The 20515-nt window shown below is 66.5% G+C and carries 15 protein-coding genes; 8 read left to right on the top strand and 7 right to left on the bottom strand.

Going from position 1 to position 20515, the window contains the following annotated elements:
- Positions 1-165: 165 nt before the first annotated feature.
- The 6 genes from ACQY5A_RS21460 to ACQY5A_RS21435 all read right to left on the bottom strand — a co-directional run bounded on the left by ACQY5A_RS21460 (position 166) and on the right by ACQY5A_RS21435 (position 5991).
- Positions 166-1062 (bottom strand): cyclopropane mycolic acid synthase family methyltransferase, encoded by an 897-nt coding sequence (locus ACQY5A_RS21460; protein WP_428342311.1) that lies wholly within the window; start codon positions 1060-1062, stop codon positions 166-168.
- Between the two features lie 122 nt (positions 1063-1184).
- Positions 1185-2048 carry a cyclopropane mycolic acid synthase family methyltransferase gene (locus ACQY5A_RS21455; protein WP_428342310.1) on the bottom strand — a complete coding sequence of 288 codons (864 nt, stop codon included), beginning with the start codon at positions 2046-2048 and terminating at the stop codon, positions 1185-1187.
- Between the two features lie 126 nt (positions 2049-2174).
- Entirely contained in the window at positions 2175-3077 is a 903-nt protein-coding gene (locus ACQY5A_RS21450) for an alpha/beta fold hydrolase (RefSeq protein WP_428342309.1), read from the bottom strand.
- A 3-nt stretch (positions 3078-3080) separates the two neighbouring features.
- A complete protein-coding gene (locus ACQY5A_RS21445) occupies positions 3081-4430 on the bottom strand; it encodes an ABC1 kinase family protein (RefSeq protein ID WP_428342308.1) in 1350 nt (449 codons plus the stop codon).
- A gap of 75 nt (positions 4431-4505) precedes the next feature.
- Positions 4506-5423, bottom strand: a complete 918-nt coding sequence (locus tag ACQY5A_RS21440; RefSeq protein WP_428342307.1) for an alpha/beta fold hydrolase — start codon at positions 5421-5423, stop codon at positions 4506-4508.
- The gene (locus ACQY5A_RS21435; RefSeq protein WP_428343276.1) at positions 5410-5991 is read right to left on the bottom strand and encodes a DinB family protein; all 582 of its coding nucleotides are present in this window, start codon (positions 5989-5991) and stop codon (positions 5410-5412) included. The genes ACQY5A_RS21440 and ACQY5A_RS21435 overlap by 14 nt, the downstream gene beginning before the upstream one ends.
- Before the next feature lie 78 nt (positions 5992-6069).
- On the opposite strand from ACQY5A_RS21435, the gene ACQY5A_RS21430 reads away from it, so the two are divergent.
- The 5 genes from ACQY5A_RS21430 (at position 6070) to rplL (ending at position 13069) form a co-directional block, all read left to right on the top strand.
- Positions 6070-10215, top strand: a complete 4146-nt coding sequence (locus ACQY5A_RS21430) for an NEW3 domain-containing protein (RefSeq protein WP_428342306.1) — start codon at positions 6070-6072, stop codon at positions 10213-10215.
- Positions 10212-10841, top strand: a complete 630-nt coding sequence (locus ACQY5A_RS21425) for a DUF7158 domain-containing protein (protein WP_428342305.1) — start codon at positions 10212-10214, stop codon at positions 10839-10841. The genes ACQY5A_RS21430 and ACQY5A_RS21425 overlap by 4 nt, the downstream gene beginning before the upstream one ends.
- A gap of 6 nt (positions 10842-10847) precedes the next feature.
- Positions 10848-11759, top strand: coding sequence for an ROK family protein (locus ACQY5A_RS21420; protein ID WP_428342304.1), 912 nt, complete (start codon positions 10848-10850; stop codon positions 11757-11759).
- Positions 11760-12016: 257 nt separating this feature from the next.
- Positions 12017-12646: a 50S ribosomal protein L10 gene (gene rplJ, locus ACQY5A_RS21415; RefSeq protein ID WP_428342303.1), complete on the top strand. Its 630-nt coding sequence runs from the start codon at positions 12017-12019 to the stop codon at positions 12644-12646.
- 30 nt (positions 12647-12676) lie between these two features.
- Positions 12677-13069 (top strand): 50S ribosomal protein L7/L12, encoded by a 393-nt coding sequence (gene rplL / locus ACQY5A_RS21410; RefSeq protein WP_428342302.1) that lies wholly within the window; start codon positions 12677-12679, stop codon positions 13067-13069.
- Positions 13070-13120: 51 nt separating this feature from the next.
- Here the strand turns inward: rplL and ACQY5A_RS21405 are convergent, their stop codons facing one another.
- On the bottom strand, positions 13121-13792 hold the full coding sequence (locus tag ACQY5A_RS21405) for a TetR/AcrR family transcriptional regulator (protein WP_428342301.1): 672 nt from the start codon (positions 13790-13792) through the stop codon (positions 13121-13123).
- Between the two features lie 78 nt (positions 13793-13870).
- Here ACQY5A_RS21405 and ACQY5A_RS21400 point away from each other — a divergent pair, with 78 nt between their 5' ends.
- The 3 genes from ACQY5A_RS21400 to ACQY5A_RS21390 all read left to right on the top strand — a co-directional run bounded on the left by ACQY5A_RS21400 (position 13871) and on the right by ACQY5A_RS21390 (position 20492).
- Positions 13871-15385, top strand: coding sequence for a carotenoid oxygenase family protein (locus ACQY5A_RS21400; protein ID WP_428342300.1), 1515 nt, complete (start codon positions 13871-13873; stop codon positions 15383-15385).
- An 87-nt stretch (positions 15386-15472) separates the two neighbouring features.
- On the top strand, positions 15473-16579 hold the full coding sequence (locus tag ACQY5A_RS21395; protein WP_428342299.1) for an ABC transporter ATP-binding protein: 1107 nt from the start codon (positions 15473-15475) through the stop codon (positions 16577-16579).
- 391 nt (positions 16580-16970) lie between these two features.
- Entirely contained in the window at positions 16971-20492 is a 3522-nt protein-coding gene (locus tag ACQY5A_RS21390) for a DNA-directed RNA polymerase subunit beta (protein ID WP_428342298.1), read from the top strand.
- The last annotated feature ends 23 nt before the right edge of the window (positions 20493-20515 follow it).

The raw sequence follows: 20515 nt of genomic DNA, 5'->3' as shown, positions 1-20515 counted from the left end.
CGGTAGTGAGCAGAACCCGGTGTTCCACTCTCTACCCGTTCGACGAACGGCGCGGCCGGAATCCGACAGCGCCGCAGAAAAATTCTGGGTGAAGCGGCCGAGTGGCTAGTTATGACACGCATTTCGGGCTATGGCGTGTCATAACTAGCCACTCGACGGCAAAAACTAGGCGGCGGCGCCCGGCTTCAGGTAGGTGACCAGGCTGACGTCGATGACCTCGTCGGCGAAGTAGTGCTGGCAGCCGCGCAGGTACCTCATGTACCGGTCGTAAACCTCTTCGGACTGGATCTCGATGGCCTTGTCCTTGTTGGCCTCGAGCGCGTCACCCCAGATCGTCAGCGTCTTGATGTAGCTCTCCCGCAGCGAAAGCGGTTCGGGCACAACAAAACCCGCCTTCTCGCCGTGCTCGACCATCATGCCGGTGGACGGCAGCCGACCGCCGGGGAAGATCTCGGTGAGGATGAACTTGATGAACCGCGCCGTCTCGAAAGTGATTTTCTTGCCGCGAGCGTTCAGGTCGTACGGGTGATAGGCCACGCTGCTCTGCACGGTCATCCGCCCGTCTTCGGGCATGATGCTGAACGCGTTCTTGAAGTAGCGGTCGTAGTTCTCGAAGCCGAAGTGCTCGAACGCCTCGATGGACACGATCCGGTCGACGGGATCGCTGAAGTCCTCCCAGCCGCGCAGCAGGACCTTGCGTGTGCGGTCGGTGTCCAGATCGTCCAAGACCTGCTGAGCGCGGGCGTGCTGGTTGTTGGACAACGTCAGACCGATCACGTTGACGTCGTACTTCTCCACGGCTCGCTTCATCGTGGTGCCCCACCCGCAGCCGATGTCCAGCAGCGTCATGCCCGGCTTGAGGTCCAGCTTGTCGAGGTTCAGATCGACCTTGGCGATCTGGGCTTCCTCCAGCGACTGGTCGTCACGGGTGAAGTAGGCGCTGCTGTAGGTCCGGGTCGGGTCCTGGAACAGCCCGAAGAAGTCGTCGGACAGGTCGTAGTGCGCCTGGATGTCCTCAGGACGCGTCCGCTTGTCAAACGGATCGACTGGATTTTCAGTCATCGGCGTTCTTTAACCCTTTCCTACTGCCTGGGAAATAACCGCACCCAGGTCGCGAGAGCACAGTACCCCGGCGTTACCGTCCGCCATCGCAATAACGTCGCTGTTCATTGTGCGTGTGGTGATTACTTCTCCAGGGTGAACTGGTTGACGTCGATATAACCGACCCGAAATCCCTTAGCGCACCCGGTCAGATAGTGCATGTAGCGGTCGTACATTTCCTGCGACTGGATTTCGATGGCCTCGTCCTTGTGGGCCTCCAGCGCAGCGGACCAGCAGTCCAGCGTCCTCGCGTAATGCGGCTGCAGTGACTGCCGGCGGGTCAGCGTAAAGCCGCCCTTCGAGGAGCGGTCGTCCACCATCTCGATCGACGGCAACCGGCCGCCGGGGAAGATCTCGTCGACGATGAACTTCATGAATCTGGCCAGCTCGAACGTCAACGGCATGCCGCGTTCGGTCATCTGCGCCGGGGTCAGGCCGGTGATCGTGTGCAGCAGCATCACGCCGTCGTCGGGCAGGGCCTCGTTGGCCATCGTGAAGAAGTCGTCGTACCGGTCGTGGCCGAAGTGCTCGAACGCGCCGATCGACACGATCCGGTCGACCGGCTCGTGGAATTCCTCCCAGCCGGCCAAGCGGACTTCCTTGGTGCGGGGGCTGTCCATGGCGTCCAGCGTCTTCTGGACGTGGCCGGCCTGGTTCTTCGACAGCGTTAGGCCGATGACGTTCACGTCGTACTTCTCGACGGCGCGGCGCATCGTGCTGCCCCAGCCGCAGCCGACGTCCAGCAGCGTCATCCCGGGTTGCAGGCCGAGCTTGCCCAGGGCCAGGTCGACCTTGGCCTGCTGCGCCTGCTCGAGCGTGTAGTCGTCTTTCTCGAAGTAGGCGCAGCTGTAGGTCTGGCTCGGGTCGAGGAAGAGCGCAAAGAACTCGTCGGACAGGTCGTAGTGTGCCTGTACGTCTTCGAAATGTGGCCTGAGCTTTTCGGCCATCGCACAACGCGCCTTTCTGGATATTTCGTGGCGTCGACCCGCACTGGGTGAACTGCCCGCCCCCCGGCGATCCTCGAGTCATGCTAGTCGATCGGCCTGGTCAGACCGAATCCGCGAAACTGCCGCTCAGGCCTCGGTAAACGTTGTGGTCAGCTCGCCGATGATGTCGTCCCACAGCTCTTCGGGCAGGTCGTGGCCCATGCCGTCGAACAACCGCAGGCGGGCGCCGGGGATCGTGCGGGCGACCACCTTGCCGCCGAACGGCCGCTGCAGTTTGTCCGCTTTGCCGTGCAGCACGACCGTCGGCGCGGTGATCTGCCGGTCGTAGCGGGCCAGGCTGCCGCTGGCGAGGATCGCGTCGAAGTGCCGGGCCGTTCCCCACGGGTAGTAGCAGCGCTCGTAGCCCTGGATGGCTTCCTCGCGCAGCCGCTGCTCGGGAGCCGGGTAGCGCGGGCTGCCGATGATCCGCCAGACCTTCACCGAATAGTCGGCGATCACGTCGATCGGCGAGTTGGGCGACGGGCCTCGCAGCACGGCGAGCAGGGCGCTCGGATGCGGCGGTGGCAGGAACGGCCGGTTGTTGCTGGAGAAGATCACCGCCAGCGAGCGGGTGCGCTGCGTGAACCGGGCCCCGAAGATCTGGGCGATCATGCCGCCCATCGACGCGCCGACGATGTGGGCGCGGTCGATCTCGAGGTGATCGAGTATCGCGGCGGCGTCGTCGGCCATGTCCTCGAGCCGGTAGTCCGCTGTGCCGGGAATGCCCACGAAGAACTTGAGCATGTTGAGCAGCATCGATCCGTCGTTGCTGCGTCGCTCGGTCTTACTGGACAGCCCGACGTCGCGGTTGTCGTACCGGATCACCCGCAGGCCTTGGGCAATCAGCTTCTCGCAGAACCCGTCGCGCCACAGCAGCAGCTGCGAACCCAGGCCCATGATCAGCAGGACGGCCGGGTCGCTCGGTTCCCCCATGTCCTCGTAGTAGATGTCCAAATCGCCGGAACGTGCTGTGCCGGTGCGGATTTGCATGCGCTAGACCTCTAAATCGGATTCGTTGTGCTCGCGGGCGACTTCGACCATGAAGTTGGCGAAGTATCCGGTGAGCTGCGGGTCGGACATCATCTGCCACGCCGGAGCCAGCAGCTTCATGTAGCGCTCGACGTAGAGGAACTGCTTGCCGATCAGCACCAGCTCACGTGGCAGCTTGACGTCGTAGGCGTCGGCCAGCGTGGACAGCTGCTTGCCGATGTCGGCGTAGGACAGCTCGCCCAGCGTCGACATGGTCAGCGGGGTGGCGAAGCGCTCCAGGTCCTTGGCGGCCTCGGCTTCCGGCCGCATGGTGCCGACGGCGCCCATCAACACGACGATTTTGCCGGCCGCGGCGTGGTCCTTCTTCACCAGCAGCGCGTGCACCAACTCGCGGAGCAGCCAGCGGGTCCGCGGATCGATGCGGCCCATGATGCCGAAATCGAAGAACACGATCCGGCCCTCGTCGTCGACGTAGAGGTTGCCGGCGTGCAGGTCGCCGTGGAACAGGCCGTGCCGCAGGCCGCCCTCGAACAGGCTGAACAGCAGCGCCTTGACCAGCGCGGTGCCGTCGAAGCCGGCCTTGCGGATGGCTGCGACGTCGTCGATGCGGATGCCCTGCACCCGTTCCATCGTCAGCACCCGCTCCGACGTCAGGTCCCAGTACACCTGGGGGACCCGGATGTTCTTGCCGAGCGGCGACGATTGCAGATGGGAGACCCAGGCCTCCATCGACTGCGCCTCGAGGCGGAAGCTCAGCTCCTCGGCCAAGTTGTCGGAGAAGTCCGCCACGACGTCCTGGGCGGACAGCCGGCGGCCCAGCTTGGCCACCTCGACGGCCTGCGCGAAACGCTTGAGGATCTGCAGGTCGGCGGCCACCCGGCGGCGGATACCCGGCCGCTGGATCTTGACGACGACTTCCTCGCCGCTGTGCAGGGTGGCGTAGTGCACCTGGGCGATCGACGCGGAGGCGAAGGGGTGCTCGTCGAAGCTGGCGAACAGGTCTGCCGGGTCGCCGCCGAGCTCCTCTTTGCAGAGCTTGTGCACCTGGTCCTTGTCGGCCGGCGGCACGCGGTCGAGCAAGCTGCGGAACTCCCGCGACAGCTGCTCACCGAAGGCGCCCGGGCTGGACGCGATGATCTGGCCGAACTTGACGTAGGTCGGGCCCAGGTCGGCGAAAGTCTGGGGGAGCTGCTTGATGACCTTTTGCTGCACCGAGCCTTTGCCCGGCAGCTTGGTCAGGATGCGGCCCGCGGTGCGGGTGAGCTGCCAACCGGTCACGCCGATGCGCGCCGCCTCGACCGGCAGCGGCACCCGGTCAAGCCTGGCAACCCCGCGGTGGTTGTTGGAACTCATTGCTGCAGTCTCTCAAATGGCCCAGGTCGGTACCGAATCACGCAGGTCAGAGGCTCGGCGGCGGGCCTCGAACCGTCACGTTCGGCGTGAGAAGTTCTCGGTCAACGTCTCCACGACCGGCCGCCACACCGGTTGGGGGAGGTCGTGGCCCATGCCGTCGATCACCACATAGCGGGCGCCGGGAATGGCTGCTGCGACGGCCCGGCCGTTGCCGGGCCGCAGCATCGGGTCCTCCGAGCCGTGCAACACCACCGTCGGCGCGGTGATCGTCTTGCTGAAGCCCAGCAGGCTGCCGGTGCCCAGCACCGCGTCGAACTGACGCAGCATGCCCGGCGGGTAGGTGGACCGCTCCGCGAGGTGCTGCACCCGACGGCGCAGCTCTGCTTCGGGCGGCAAGAAGTTCGGGCCGTTGAACACCGCGACGTTGCGGACCTCGAACGCGAGCTTCTCCTCCTCGGTCGCGTCGTCGGCCGGCGCGTTGAACGCCAGCCTGATCACCCGCCAGGCCGGCAGCCGGGAGAACGGCTTGCCGGTGGTGGACATCACGATGGCCAGCGAGGCGACCCGGTCCGGCTCGGTGGCGGCCAGGATCTGCGCGATCATCCCGCCCATCGACGCGCCGACGATGTGTGCCCGGCCGATAACGAGCTGGTCGAGCAGCGCGACCACGTCGTGCGTCATGTCGACCAGCGTGTAGGGCACCTGGCTGCCACGGCCGAACGCGTACCGGGCGACCCGCCGGTGCACCGAGCCCGCGGCGCGCTTGCCGTGCATCTTGGCCGACAGGCCGGTGTCGCGATGGTCGAAGCGGATCACCCGATATCCGGCGTCGACGAGTTGGGCGCAGAAGCCGTCCGGCCACATCGGCAGCTGGGCGCCCAGGCCCATGATCAACAGGACGGCCGGGCTTCCTGCGTCGCCGAGGTCTTCGTAATACAGCTCGACGACACCGTCGTCGGTGTCGCGACGCGCCAGGCCGCTACGAGTCTGCATCTTTGGCCCAGGGCTGGACCCAGCCCTCGATCGACCAGCCCTCCAGCCCGGCGAGCAGTTCGTACATGGTGGCGCCGTCGATGCTTTCGCGGATGATGTCGGCGTGGCCGGAGTGCCGGGTCAGCTCGTTGATCACGTGCAGGATCACCCAGCGCACCGACCAGTCTTTGATGCCCTTTGGGAACCACGGGATATCTTGTGGCACTGGCACTTTCGTGCCCAGATCGGCCGTCTCCGCCAGCCGAAGCGTTTCGGCGTTCTGTGCTGTGAACGCTTCGAGCAGGCCGTCCAGCGTCTCGTCGCCACGCATGACGTGCTGGTCGGCGAAATGCTTGGCGACCTCGTCGAACGAGCGCGGGTCTTTGGGCGGCGCATCCGGTGCGGCCGCGACCCGTGACATCCAGGTGCGCTGCATATCGGTGACGTGCTTGATCAGCCCGCCGATCGACAACTCACTGACCGTGGGTGTCTGTCGGGCCTGTTCGTCGGTGAGTCCGTAAGCCACCGCGAAGAACGCGCTCTGGTGGTAGGCGAGATACTCGCGCAGTGCGCTGCGTTCGTCGGCGATGGGCGAAGCGAGAGCAGGCATGGCCGAACCTTTCCGTTGCTTACGCCTAAGCCTGTCATCCGGCCGTAGGGTGCAGGAATGCAGGTCATTTCGGCGGAGTCGACGGAACTTTTCGTGGGCCCGGCGGATGCGCCGGTACAGCTGGTTCGGGTGACGTTGGACGGGGCCACCGAGCCGGTGCGGGTTCGCGTCGACGGCGACGGGCTCAGAGGTTCAGCGGTCGGCCGCGGGGTGGTCGAGGTGCCGGTGAGCGTCACCGACCCGGTCGCCGGGCAGCGCCGCGCCGCGCACGTCCAGGTCGCGTCGAGGTCGACGCCGTTGGACTTCGTGGTCGCCGAGCCCGGCTGGACGATGTTCATGATCAGCCACTTTCACTACGACCCGGTGTGGTGGAACACCCAGGGCGCCTACACCAGCCTCTGGACCGAGGACCCGCCCGGAAAAGCCCGTCAGACCAACGCTTTCGAGTTGGTCCACGCCCATTTAGAGATGGCCCGGCGCGAGCCCGAATACAAGTTCGTCCTTGCCGAAGTGGACTACCTCAAGCCCTATTGGGACACCCATCCCGAGGATCGCGCCGACCTTCGCCGGCTGATGCGCGACGGCCGGGTGGAGATCATGGGCGGCACCTACAACGAGCCGAACACCAATCTCACCAGCCCCGAGACGACGATCCGAAACTTTGTGCACGGCATCGGCTTTCAGCGTGACGTGCTCGGCGGCGACCCGGAAACCGCGTGGCAGCTCGACGTGTTCGGCCACGATCCGCAGTTTCCCGGGATGGCCGCCGACGCCGGGCTGACCTCGAGTTCGTGGGCCCGCGGGCCGCACCACCAGTGGGGTCCGATGCACAGCGAGGGCGGCGTATCTGGGATGCAGTTCAGCAGCGAGTTCGAATGGATCTCGCCGTCCGGCCGCGGCCTGCTCACCCACTACATGCCCGCGCATTATTCGGCCGGCTGGTGGATGGACGAGTCGACCACCGTCGCCGAAGCCGAGCAGGCCGCGTTCGAGCTATTCGCGGAACTGAAGAAAGTCGCGCTGACCCGCAACGTGTTGCTGCCGGTCGGCACCGACTACACGCCACCGAACAAGTGGGTCACCGAGATTCACCGCGACTGGGCCTCGCGGTACACCTGGCCCCGGTTCGTCTGCGCGCTACCGCGTGAGTTCTTCGCCGCGGTGCGGGCCGAGTTGGCTGACCGCGGCGAGTCGCCGTCGCCGCAGACCCGGGACATGAACCCGATCTACACCGGCAAGGACGTGTCGTTCATCGACACCAAGCAGGCCAACCGCGCCGCCGAAGACGCGGTGCTGGACGCCGAGAAGTTCGCGGTGTTCGCCGGTTTGGTGGCCGGTGCCGAGTACCCGCAGGCCGCGTTGGCCAAGGCGTGGGTGCAGCTGGCGTACGGCGCCCATCACGACGCGATCACCGGCTCGGAGTCCGACCAGGTCTACCTCGACCTGCTGACTGGATGGCGCGACGCCTGGGAGCTGGGCCGGGCGGCCCGGGACAACTCGCTCGAGCTGCTGTCCAGCGCGGTCGACGGCGAATTGGTTGTCTGGAATACGTTGGCGCACAACCGGACCGATGTCGTCACCGCCCGGTTCGCCGATCCGGTCGGCGCACACGTTCGGGTGCTGGATCACGATGGCGCCGAGTTGCCCGCGGTGGTCGAGCACGGCGGCAGGTCGGTCAGCTGGCTGGCCCGCGACGTGCCGTCGCTGGGGTGGCGGGCGTACAGCGTGGTGGCCGCCGGCACCGAAAGTGGTTGGGAGTCGTTGGCGGGCAACGAAATCGCCAACGAGCACTACCGCCTGGCCGTCGACCCCGCCCGCGGCGGCGGTGTGACGTCGCTGGTGCGCGACGGTAGGCAGCTGATCGCCGACGGCCGGGTGGGTAACGAGCTGGCCGTCTACGAGGAATATCCGGCGCATCCGACCGGCGGCGAAGGCCCCTGGCATCTGCTGCCCAAGGGGCCTGTGGTCGGCTCGTCGGAAACGGCAGCGCAGGTGCAGGCCTACCGCAGCCCGCTGGGCCGGCGGCTGGTCGTGCGCGGCCGGATCGGCGACGTGCTGCGCTACACCCAGACCCTGACGCTCTGGCGTGGCGTCGACCGGGTCGACTGCGCCACCACCATCGACGACTTCGTCGGGGAAGACCGACTGCTGCGGCTGCGCTGGCCGTGCCCGGTGCCGGGCGCCATGCCGGTCAGCGAGGTCGGCGACGCCGTCATCGGTCGTGGTTTTGCGTTGCTGCACAACGACTCCAGGTCGATAGACACCGCCGATCATCCCTGGACGCTGGACAACCCGGCCTACGGCTGGTTCGGCTTGTCGTCGGCGGCGCGGGTGCGCGTCGGTGACGGCGTGTGTGCGGTGTCGGTGGCCGAGGTGATCGCGCCGACCGAGGCGGCGGCCGGCCAGCTGGCCCGCGACCTGGTGGTCGCGCTGGTGCGGGCCGGGGTCACCGCGACCTGCAGCAGCGCCGACCGGCCACGCTACGGGCTGCTCGGCGTCGACTCCAACCTGCCCGACACCCGGATCACGTTGGGCCGAAACGCCTTCACCGAGGCGGTGTTGGCAGCCGCGGACCCGGCGTATGCCCGCGAGGTCGAGCGTCAGCTCGCCGAGACCGGTCACGCCACGGTCTGGGTGCCCGCCGCCGCGCCGTTGGCGGACGGCTGGCTTCCCGACGCCGACCTGCGCGATGCGCGGGCGCTACCGGTGCTGGTGATCGTCGGCCGCGACAACGCGCACCTCGCCGCAGCGATCGCCGCGGTGACCGACGACCTCGCCGACGCCGAGATCGTCGTCGAGCAACACACGCCGTCGGGGTTGGCGGACTTCGAATCCCGGACCGTCGCGCTGTGCAACCGCGGGGTGCCCAGCTTCGCCGTCGAAACCGACGGCACGCTGCACACCGCGCTGATGCGGTCCTGCACGGGGTGGCCATCCGGTATCTGGATCGACGAGCCGCGGCGCACCGCGCCCGACGGCTCCAACTTCCAATTGCAGCACTGGACACACGGTTTCGACTACGCGTTGGTGTCCGGCGGCGGCGACTGGCGGCACGCCGACATTCCGGAGCGCAGCGCTGAGTTCTCGCATCCATTGCTGCCCGTGACGGCGTCGGGTTCGCTAACGGGGCTACCCGCTACCGGCTCGCTGTTGCGGGTAGACCCGGCCGGCGTGGTGCAGCTGGGCGCCCTGAAAGCGGCCGGCAACCCGTTGGCTCATGGCAGCGCCGAGCGCGTCGACACCGGCCACGTCGCGCTCCGGTTGGTCGAAACCCGCGGCGGCGAGACCGATGTCGCGGTGAGCTCGCCGTTGGGGACGGTGTCAGATCTGCGGGCCGCCGACCTGTTGGAGCGGCCGCTGGGCCGCCACCACCTCACCACCTTGCACGGTCACCAGATCGGCACCGCACTGGCGCGATTCGACCTGCCCCGTCTGCTGGACGCCGAAAGCGCAGTACTGGCACCGGATGCCGAGATCGCGCAGCCGCTGTGTGCGCGCTACTGGTTGCACAACCGTGGGCCGGCGCCGCTGGGCGGCTTGCCCGTCGTCGCACACCTGGACCCGCATCAACTCACCGCGGTGGCGGGCTCGACGTTTCCGATGCGCCTGACGCTGGCCAGCGACAGCACCGACGCGCCGCTGGCCGGGACGGTGTCGCTGGTCTGCCCGCCCGGCTGGTCGGCGGATCCCGCGTCGCTGCCGTTCACGTTGCCGGCCGGTGAGCATCGGGAAGCCGATGTCGTGGTGACGACGCCCGCGAACCTCGAGCCCGGCGTGTATCCGGTTCGGGCGCAGCTGGCGCTCGCCGATGCCGGCGTCCCGGCGTCGTGGCGGCAGGTGGTCGAAGACGTCGCGCTGGTTTCCGTCGGTGGGGCCGACGACGGCGGGCTGGTCTATTTCGCCGAGGAGCCCGCCGATATCGCTGTGGCGGCCGGTGATTCGGCTCGGCTGACCGCGACCGTCGGCAGCCAGGCGGGTGGCGATCTGAGCCTGGAGGCGCACCTGATCAGCCCGTGGGGGACGTGGGAGTGGGCCGGCCCCGCAGCGCTGGGCGCGGTGGTGCCGGCCCGGGGCACCGTCGAGGTCGGCTTCGCGGTGAGCCCGCCGGCCTGGGCCGAACCCGGCCAGTGGTGGGCGCTGATCCGGATCGGTTGCGCCGGTCGGCTGGTCTATTCGCCCGCAGTGAAGGTGATTGTGCAATGACGCATGCCCATCGTCACGGCCCGGTCGCGGTCGTCGGCGGTGTTCCAATACCGGTCCACGAACTCGATGCCCGCGAGGCGCGACTGCGTGACGGCCCGCTGGCCTCCGCGCTGCCGTTCGCCGGTACCGGCGAAGGCAGGCAACTGAGGCGCTGGCTGACGCAGCTGATCGTGACCGAACGCGTGGTGGGCGCCGATTTCGCGGCCCGCGGTCTGAGCACGGACGACGCCGCGGCCGAGGACGACCTGCTGCCCGACATCACGGCCCGACTGGAGATCGGCAGCATCGCCGCCGCGGCGCTGGCGGACCCCCGGGCGCGGGCGCTGTTCGGGTGCGTCACCGCCGACGTCAACGTCAGCGATGACGACGTCGCCGCCTACTACGAACGAAACCCGTTGCGGTTCACTGGCTCCCGATCGGATGACCACGGCTGGCGCGCCCCGGCAGTGAGCGTCCCGCCGCTTGCCGAGGTCCGCCCGATGATCGCCGAGCACCTGAGGGCGGTCGCCCGGCGGCGGGCCTTCCGGTTGTGGCTGGATCGGCGCCGGGCCGAGCTGGTGCGGCTCTCACCCGGCTACGAGCATCCCGGCGACCCCCGCCAACCCGACAACACCCACCGGCACTGAGTCCCGATGCTGACCCTGGCTCTTGATATCGGCGGCACCAAGATCGCCGTCGGACTCGTCGACCCGGCCGGTGAGCTGGTGCACCGGGCTGTCGAGCCGACACCGAAAGATCGCCAAGCAGAACATGTCTGGAGCGTCGTCGATCGAATGATCGGGGACGCGGCCCAAGTGGCCCACGGCGCCATCCGCGCGGTCGGCGTCGGTTCCGCCGGCCCCGTCGACCTGGCTGCGGGGACAGTCAGCCCGGTCAATATCGTTTCGTGGCGCGGGTTTCCGCTGCGCGACCGGGTGGCGGCCGCGATGCCCGATGTGCCGGTGCGGCTGGCCGGCGACGGCGTGTGCATGGCGTTGGGCGAGCATTGGCGCGGCGCCGGCCGCGGCGCCCCCTTTGTCCTCGGCATGGTGGTGTCGACCGGGGTGGGCGGCGGGCTGGTGCTGGACGGCAAGCCATATCAGGGCCGGACCGGCAACGCCGGCCACGTAGGCCACGTCGTTGTCGAACTCGACGGGCAGCCGTGCCCGTGTGGTGGCCGCGGCTGCGTCGAGACCGTCGCGTCCGGACCGTGGATGACGCGATGGGCGCTGGCCAACGGCTGGGCCGGGCCACCCGGCGCCGACGCCGCCGCGCTGGGCCTTGCGGCCGAAGCCGGTGACCCGTTGGCGCTGACGGCGTTTCGTCGTAGCGCCATCGCACTGGCCGCGATGATCGCCTCCGTCGGCGCGGTGTGCGACCTCGACCTCGTCGTCATCGGCGGGGGAGTGGCCAGGTCGGGCCCGATCCTCTTCGACCCGTTACGCGCGGCGCTGGCCGACTACGCGGGGCTGAGCTTCATCCGCGGCCTCCAGGTGGTGCCGGCCGCCCTCGGCGGCGACGCCGGCCTGATCGGTGCGGCCGCGCTGGTCTCATCCGTCACGTGAGCCACTAAGCCGAAAACTGTGACGGCTGAGACTGGCCGTTTTGGCTGATCGCGGCAGCCCACGGTATGGTGGGCGGCGATCCACCGAAGACCGTCGGTCACCGAGCAATCGGTTGAAGGTCCGGGAACTGCCGGACGGCCCACGCAGGAGGACGAGGCAGACCTTCGTTTGGCGCGAGCCAACGGAAACGTCACGCCCCGCCGCTTCCCGCGTCGGGGCGTTCGTCGTTTCTGGGCCGAGAACCCAAGGAGGAATGCATGGCACAGGCTGACAAGGCCACCGCCGTTGCAGACATCGCTGAGCAGTTCAAGAGCTCAACGGCGACCGTGATCACCGAGTATCGCGGTCTGACGGTCGCAAACCTGGCCGAGCTGCGTCGCTCGCTGGCGGGTTCCGCGACCTACTCGGTCGCCAAGAACACGCTGATCAAGCGGGCCGCATCGGATGCCGGCGTCGAAGGCCTCGACGAGCTGTTCGTCGGGCCGACCGCGATCGCGTTCGTCAGCGGCGAGGCCGTTGACGCTGCCAAGGCGATCAAGAAGTTCGCCAAGGACCATAAGGCGTTGGTCATCAAGGGCGGCTACATGGACGGTCGCGCGCTGACCGTCGCCGAAGTGGACCGCATCGCCGACCTGGAATCGCGGGAGGTTCTGCTGGCCAAGCTGGCCGGAGCGATGAAGGCCAACCTGTCCAAGGCGGCCGGGCTGTTCAACGCGCCCGCCTCGCAGTTCGCCAGGCTCGCCTTCGCGCTGCAAGAAAAGCGGGCCGCGGAAGAACCTGCGGCCCCGGCCGAAGCAGCGGCACCCGCCGCCGAGGCAGCCGAGGTCCCCGCGGCCGAGGCCGAGCCGACCGAAGCACCTGCGGCTCCGGCCGAAACCACCGAATAAACCCCGAAACACCCAGGAAGGACCCACACCATGTCCAAGCTCTCCACTGACGAACTGCTCGACGCCTTCAAGGAACTCACCTTGCTGGAGCTCTCGGAGTTCGTGAAGAAGTTCGAAGAGACCTTCGAGGTCACCGCGGCCGCCCCGGTCGCCGTTGCCGCCGCCGGCCCCGCCGCCGGTGGCGCGCCCGCCGAGGCCGCCGAGGAGCAGTCGGAATTCGACGTCATCCTCGAGGCCGCCGGTGACAAGAAGATCGGCGTCATCAAGGTTGTCCGCGAGATCGTCTCGGGCCTGGGCCTGAAAGAAGCCAAGGACCTCGTCGACGGCGCGCCCAAGCCGGTTCTGGAGAAGGCGCCGAAGGAGGCTGCCGAGGAGGCCAAGACCAAGCTCGAGGCTGCCGGCGCCACCGTCACCGTCAAGTAGTCGATTAACGAAAACCCCCGGAGCCCAACAGGTTCCGGGGGTTTCGCGTATCTAGCGCTGGACCGACGCCTGCTGCGACTCTCGGACCAGCTCCGGTGAATCACCCAGCGCGACAAGCAGATTCGTCGTCAAACCGGCCAGCACCGGCACGACAGCACTGCCCTGCGCGCCATAGGATCCGGCGAGCTCGAGCATGACGAAGCCGTGGATCGCCGCCCAGAACTGCGCGGCAGTGGCCACCACAGAAGCATCGTCGTCGGGTTCGCCGCTGATCCGCCCGGCCTGCATCGATCGGTGCACGCCCCGGACGACGTGGGCGAAGCTGGGGTAGTGGTCGTTGATCTCGGCCAGCGTCAGGGTGAGCACGTTGTGTGCCGGCGCGTTGATGCCGTGGGCGCTGGTGCTGCCGAACATCAAGCGGTACATGTGCGGACGTTCGATCGCATAGCGGCGGTAGGCGATTCCAGTCGCCATCAGATCGGCGACCGGATCCGACGTGGACGGCATCGTCAGGGCGGCATCGAACTGCCGGTAACCCTCGTCGGCGACCGCAGCAATCAGTCCGGGCATGCCGCTGAAGTAGGTGTACACCGCCATCGTCGACGTGCCGGCGGCGCTGGCGATCTTGCGGGTCTGCAATCCGTCCGGGCCGTCCTGGTTCAGGATGTCGACGGCAACGCGCAGCAACTCGTCGCGCACGTTGCGTTCGGCCGGGGGAGTCATCGCCCAACATCTTGACATATAGTGCACTCGACCGGTATAACAATGGAATATCAATGTTATCCGAGCTAGGAGTCAGCAGTGAGTAGTGCCGTCACCACCCCGCCGGCGAACCCGTACCTCGATGATTTCCTTGCTCCGGTCAGCGCCGAGGTGACCGCGACCGATCTGGCGGTCACCGGTCACATCCCCGAATTCCTGGACGGGCGTTATCTCCGCAACGGGCCAAACCCGGTCGCCGAAGTCGATCCGGCCACCTACCACTGGTTCACCGGCGACGGCATGGTCCACGGCGTTTCGCTGCAGGGCGGCAAGGCCGGCTGGTATCGCAACCGCTGGGTCCGCAGCGCTGCCGTCCGCAGCGCTCTGGGAGAGCCTGCCGCCAGCGCCCGCAACCTGCGCGCTGGGCTGCAATCGCTCGGCGCCAACACCAACGTGCTGGCTCACGCCGGCAAGACGCTGGCTCTCGTCGAAGGCGGCGTGGCCAACTACGAGCTCACCGATGAACTCGACACCGTCGGGGCGTGCGATTTCGACGGCACGCTCTCGGGTGGGTACGCCGCTCATCCGCATCGCGACCCGAACACCGGTGAACTGCATGCGGTGTCGTACTCCTTTGCGCGCGGCAAACACGTGCAGTACTCGGTGATCGACACTGACGGCTACGCGCGACGCACGGTCGACATCGAGGTCTCGGGGTCGCCGATGATGCACGACTTCTCGCTGACCGACAAATATGTAGTGCTCTACGACCTGCCGGTGACGCTGGATCCGATGCAGGTGTTGCCGAAGAAGATGCCCAGGTGGATGCGGCATCCGGCCCGCTTGGTAGCCGAGGCGGTCGTCGGGCAGGTTCCGGTGCCGGGTCCAATCGCGGCGCTGTTCAACCGCAATGAAAAACCGGCTTACCAGATGCCCTACGCCTGGAATCCGAAATACCCGGCCCGCATCGGGGTGATGCCCCGTGAGGGAAACAACAACGACGTGCGGTGGTTCGAGATCGAGCCTTGCTACGTGTACCACCCGCTCAACGCCTACTCCGAGCTGCGCGACGGCCACGAAGTTCTGGTGCTCGACGTGGTGCGGTACGAGCGGATGTTCGACCGCGACCGGCGCGGACCCGGTGGCGTCACGCCCACCCTGGACCGGTGGACGGTCAACCTGGTTACCGGCACGGTGAGCACCGAATGCCGCGACGATCGCTCGCAGGAATTCCCCCGGATCAACGAGACGCTGCTCGGTAGCCGGCATCGCTTCGGCTACACCGTTGGCATTGACGGCGGCTTCGTGAACTCAGGCAGATCCAAAATGTCGTCGGCGCTCTACAAGCACGACTTCGCGACCGGGTCGAGCATGATCGCCCCGCTGGATCCCGAGTTGCTGATCGGCGAGATGTCATTCGTCCCGCGCCCGGCCGCCGATTCGGTTAGCTTGTCTGAGGATGACGGAATCCTGATCGGTTACGGGTACCACCGCGGACATGACGAAGGCCAACTGCTGCTGCTCGATGCGCAAACCTGCGAGTCGGTGGCGACGGTCCATCTGCCGCAGCGCGTACCGATGGGATTTCACGGAAACTGGGCGCCGCAGGACTGATCAAATCTGACCTACCTGTGCGCTACAGTGACTCAAGCCACAAGCTGGGCTTGGGCTGCTATCAGCAACATCAGCGGGAGGGTTCGCGTGGGTATCGGTATCTCGGTTGAGGGATTGACCAAGTCCTTCGGTTCCCAGCGAATCTGGGAAGACGTCACGATGGAAGTCCCCGAGGGCGAGGTCAGCGTTCTGCTGGGCCCGTCAGGTACGGGTAAATCCGTCTTCCTGAAGTCGCTGATCGGTCTGCTGCGTCCCGAGCGTGGCTCGATCGTCGTCGACGGCACGGACATCACCGAATGTTCGGCCAAAGACTTGTACGACATCCGCACCCTGTTTGGCGTCATGTTCCAGGACGGCGCCCTATTCGGGTCGATGAACCTGTATGACAACACTGCGTTCCCGTTGCGCGAGCACACGAAGAAGAAGGAAGGCGAGATCCGTGACGTCGTCATGGAGAAGCTGGAGATGGTGGGTCTGGGCGGGGATGAGAAGAAGTTCCCCGGTGAGATCTCCGGTGGTATGCGCAAGCGTGCCGGCCTGGCCCGTTCGCTGGTGCTGGACCCGCAGATCATTCTGTGTGACGAGCCCGACTCCGGTCTGGACCCGGTCCGTACCGCGTACCTGAGCCAGTTGCTGATCGACATCAACGCCCAGATCGACTGCACGATCCTGATCGTGACGCACAACATCAACATCGCCCGCACGGTGCCCGACAACATGGGCATGCTGTTCCGCCGCAAGCTGGTCATGTTCGGCCCCCGCGAGGTGCTGCTGACCAGCGATGAGCCGGTCGTCAAACAGTTCCTCAACGGTCGCCGTATCGGCCCGATCGGTATGTCGGAGGAAAAAGACGAGGCGACCATGGCCGAGGAGCAGGCCCACATCGAGGCCGGCCACCACGACGGTGGCACCGATGAGGTCGAGGGCGTGCCGCCGCAGATCTCCGCCACCCCCGGCATGCCGGAGCGCAAGGGAGCAGCCCGTCGGCAGGCCCGGGTGCGGGAAAACCTGCACCTGCTGCCGAAGGACGCCCAGGAAGCCATCCTCGAGTCGTTCGAGAATGACGAGCGGGAAAACGCGAAGAGCAGAGACTACGACGACGACCGTTCCCGGCACCGCGACGACGCCGACGACCACTCCCGGCACCGCGACGACGCCGACACCGCATCGATTCCCACTCAGCGCGGGTTCTGAGTCCGGAAGGAGTTTGATCCACAAACAAGGTGCGTCACCTCTTGACGGAAACCGCCGAAGGGGTCACTCTGTTGGGCAGAATGTCTGCACGGGAAATCGAATCGCCAGCCAGCGCCGCCTTCCCGGGCAGGATAAACGAGGCCCGAGCAGGGTAGTTGAGGAATGCGCCGTCCTGCGCTATCGTTGGACGTTGCGCTGGCTGCCTCCTGCCCACCTCACATCGCCACCTAACCCGTGGTCCTAGCTTGAGCTACCGCTGATACAGCGAATTAGCTCTGTGCGTGAGTTACGGACAGATCGTTCGCCAGCCGACCCGACAAAGTCATAGCGGCGAACGGCTCCGGTGGCCTCCGGAATCTATAGTCGCGTGAGGTGCTGGAAGGAATGCATCTTGGCAGTCTCCCGCCAGAGCAAGAAAACCCCACTCAATTCTTCAGGTTCCACATCTCTCAACAGTTCCGTACCCGGGGCTCCTGATCGCGTTTCGTTCGCCAAGCTGCGTGAACCGCTCGAGGTTCCGGGCTTGCTCGACGTGCAGACGGACTCTTTCGAGTGGTTGATCGGTGCTCCCCGCTGGCGCGAAATTGCCGCGGGACGTGGCGACGAGAACCCGACCGGTGGCCTCGAAGAGGTCCTCTACGAGCTCTCGCCGATCGAGGATTTCTCGGGCTCGATGTCGCTGTCCTTCTCCGACCCACGATTCGACGAGGTCAAGGCCCCCGTCGATGAATGCAAAGACAAGGACATGACGTACGCGGCCCCGCTGTTCGTCACCGCGGAGTTCATCAACAACAACACCGGCGAGATCAAGAGCCAGACGGTGTTCATGGGTGACTTCCCGATGATGACCGAGAAGGGCACGTTCATCATCAACGGCACCGAGCGGGTGGTGGTCAGCCAGCTGGTCCGCTCGCCCGGCGTGTACTTCGACGACACCATCGACAAGTCCACCGAGAAGGTGCTGCACAGCGTCAAGGTGATCCCGAGCCGCGGTGCGTGGCTGGAGTTCGACATCGACAAGCGCGACACCGTCGGTGTCCGCATCGACCGCAAGCGCCGCCAGGCCGTCACCGTGCTGCTCAAGGCTCTGGGTTGGAGCAACGAGCAGATCCGCGAGCGCTTCGGCTTCTCCGAGATCATGATGCAGACCCTCGAGCGCGACCCCACCTCTGGTCCCGACGAGGCGCTGCTGGAGATCTACCGCCGGCTGCGTCCGGGCGAGCCGCCGACCAAGGAGTCCGCGCAGACCCTGCTGGAGAACCTGTTCTTCAAGGAGAAGCGCTACGACCTGGCCCGCGTTGGTCGCTATAAGATCAACAAGAAGCTGGGCCTGAGCGCCACACCGGCCGAGAAGTCCGCGACCACGCTGACCGAGGAAGACGTCGTCGCGACCGTCGAGTATTTAGTGCGCCTGCACGAAGCCGCTCAGACTGGCCAGACCGCGTTTATGACCGTCCCCGGCGGCGTCGAGGTGCCCGTGGAGACCGACGACATCGACCACTTCGGTAACCGTCGTCTGCGCACGGTCGGCGAGCTGATCCAGAACCAGATCCGGGTCGGTATGTCCCGGATGGAGCGTGTGGTCCGCGAGCGGATGACGACTCAGGACGTCGAGGCGATCACGCCGCAGACCCTGATCAACATCCGACCGGTGGTCGCCGCGATCAAGGAGTTCTTCGGCACCAGCCAGCTCTCGCAATTCATGGACCAGAACAACCCGCTGTCGGGTCTGACCCACAAGCGCCGCCTGTCGGCGCTGGGCCCGGGTGGTCTGTCTCGTGAGCGCGCCGGTCTTGAAGTTCGTGACGTGCACCCCAGCCACTACGGCCGGATGTGTCCGATCGAGACGCCGGAGGGCCCGAACATCGGTCTGATCGGCTCGCTGTCGGTGTACGCGCGGGTCAACCCGTTCGGTTTCATCGAGACGCCATATCGCAAGGTGAACGACGGTGTGGTCTCCGACGAGATCCAGTACCTGACCGCCGACGAGGAAGACCGTCACGTCGTCGCCCAGGCCAACTCGCCGATCGACGAGGGCGGCCAGTTCCTCGAGGACCGCGTGCTGGTTCGACGCAAGGGCGGCGAGGTCGAGTACGTGTCCTCAGCCGAGGTCGACTACATGGACGTCTCGCCGCGGCAGATGGTCTCGGTGGCCACCGCGATGATTCCGTTCCTCGAGCACGACGACGCCAACCGCGCCCTGATGGGTGCCAACATGCAGCGCCAGGCGGTTCCGCTGGTGCGTAGTGAGGCACCGCTGGTGGGTACCGGCATGGAGCTGCGCGCCGCGATCGACGCCGGCGATGTCGTCGTCGCCGACAAGGCCGGTGTGATCGAGGAGGTGTCCGCCGACTACATCACCGTGATGGCCGACGACGGCACCCGGCACACCTACCGGATGCGCAAGTTCGCCCGGTCCAACCACGGCACCTGCGCCAACCAGCGTCCGATTGTGGACTCCGGTGAGCGGGTCGAGTCCGGCCAGGTCATCGCCGACGGGCCGTGTACCGACAACGGTGAGATGGCGCTCGGCAAGAACCTGCTGGTTGCGATCATGCCGTGGGAGGGCCACAACTACGAGGACGCGATCATCCTGTCCAACCGCCTGGTTGAGGAGGACGTGCTCACCTCGATTCACATCGAGGAGCACGAGATCGACGCCCGCGACACCAAGCTGGGCGCCGAGGAGATCACGCGGGACATCCCGAACGTCTCCGACGAGGTGCTGGCTGACCTCGACGAGCGCGGCATTGTCCGCATCGGCGCCGAGGTCCGCGACGGCGACATCCTGGTCGGCAAGGTCACCCCGAAGGGTGAGACCGAGCTGACCCCGGAGGAGCGGCTGCTTCGCGCGATTTTCGGTGAGAAGGCGCGCGAGGTCCGCGACACGTCGCTGAAGGTGCCGCACGGTGAGTCCGGCAAGGTGATCGGTATTCGGGTGTTCTCGCGCGAGGACGACGACGAGCTGCCGGCCGGTGTCAACGAGCTGGTCCGTGTCTACGTCGCCCAGAAGCGCAAGATCTCCGACGGTGACAAGCTGGCCGGACGCCACGGCAACAAGGGCGTCATCGGCAAGATCCTGCCCGCCGAGGACATGCCGTTCCTTCCGGACGGAACTCCAGTCGACATCATCCTGAACACGCACGGTGTGCCGCGACGGATGAACATCGGCCAGATCCTGGAAACCCACCTCGGGTGGGTGGCCAAGGCCGGCTGGAGCATCGAAGGTGCTCCCGAGTGGGCGGCGAACCTGCCGGAGGACCTGCTCTCCTCCGAGCCGGACGCGATCGTCGCGACGCCAGTTTTCGACGGCGCCAAGGAAGAGGAGCTGACGGGCCTGCTGGCCTCGACGCTGCCCAACCGCGACGGCGACGTGCTGGTCAACCACGACGGCAAGGCTGTCCTGTTCGACGGTCGTAGTGGTGAGCCGTTCCCGTACCCGATCACCGTCGGCTACATGTACATCATGAAGCTGCACCACTTGGTGGACGACAAGATTCACGCTCGCTCCACCGGCCCGTACTCGATGATCACCCAGCAGCCGTTGGGTGGTAAGGCGCAGTTCGGTGGTCAGCGATTCGGTGAGATGGAGTGCTGGGCCATGCAGGCCTACGGTGCCGCGTACACGCTGCAGGAGCTGTTGACCATCAAGTCGGACGACACTGTCGGCCGGGTCAAGGTGTACGAGGCGATCGTCAAGGGCGAGAACATCCCCGAGCCGGGTATTCCCGAGTCGTTCAAGGTGCTGCTCAAAGAGCTGCAGTCGCTGTGCCTCAACGTCGAGGTGCTCTCCAGCGATGGTGCGGCGATCGAGATGCGCGACGGCGACGACGAGGACCTGGAGCGCGCTGCCGCGAACCTGGGAATCAACTTGTCTCGCAACGAATCTGCCTCTGTGGAAGATCTTGCTTAAATTGTTTTCTAGTCCCGCAAGGG

It is taken from the genome of Mycobacterium sp., from assembly GCF_965277065.1.
Lineage (GTDB): Bacteria > Actinomycetota > Actinomycetes > Mycobacteriales > Mycobacteriaceae > Mycobacterium.
This window is presented reverse-complemented; position numbering and strand designations above follow the sequence as displayed.